Raw genomic sequence first — 498 nt, 5'->3', positions numbered from 1 at the left:
TCACATAGGTCGCGTCGATCCAGAGATAGGGCCAGTCGCCCTCGATCGGCCGGTCAAGGAAGGCCTGCACCCGCTCGTCGATCTCCTCGCAGAGCCGCGAGACCTGGCTCTTGGAGATGCCGCTCATCCCCATCGCCTTGACCAGGTCGTCGACCGAGCGGGTCGAGATGCCCTGGATGTAGGCCTCCTGAATCACCGCCGTCAGCGCTTTCTCGGCCATCCGGCGCGGCTCGAGGAAACCCGGAAAGTAGCTGCCCTTCCTCAGCTTGGGGATGCGCAGCTCGACCGTGCCGGCGCGCGTCTCCCAGTCCCGCTCGCGATAGCCGTTGCGCTGAGCCAGCCGCTCCGGGCTCTTCTCGCCAAAGCCGGCGCCGGTCAGTCCGCCGACCTCAAGCTCCATCAGACGCTGGGCGGCAAAGCCGATCATCTCGCGCAGAAGATCAGCGTCGGGGCTCTTCTCCAGCAGCCCGCGCAGGTTCATCATCTCGTCGGTCATCG

At 66.1% G+C, this 498-nt stretch carries 1 protein-coding gene; it reads right to left on the bottom strand.

What is annotated here, in order from left to right; all coding sequences use genetic code 11:
- Positions 1–496: transposase (locus AX750_RS03370; protein WP_197432785.1), on the bottom strand; the 496-nt coding region annotated here is incomplete at its 3' end.
- Positions 497–498: the final 2 nt, after the last annotated feature.

Origin of the sequence: Methylobacterium sp. CCH7-A2, from assembly GCF_001557075.1 — a bacterium.
In the GTDB taxonomy this organism is placed as follows: domain Bacteria; phylum Pseudomonadota; class Alphaproteobacteria; order Rhizobiales; family Beijerinckiaceae; genus Allobosea; species Allobosea massiliensis.
This window is presented reverse-complemented; position numbering and strand designations above follow the sequence as displayed.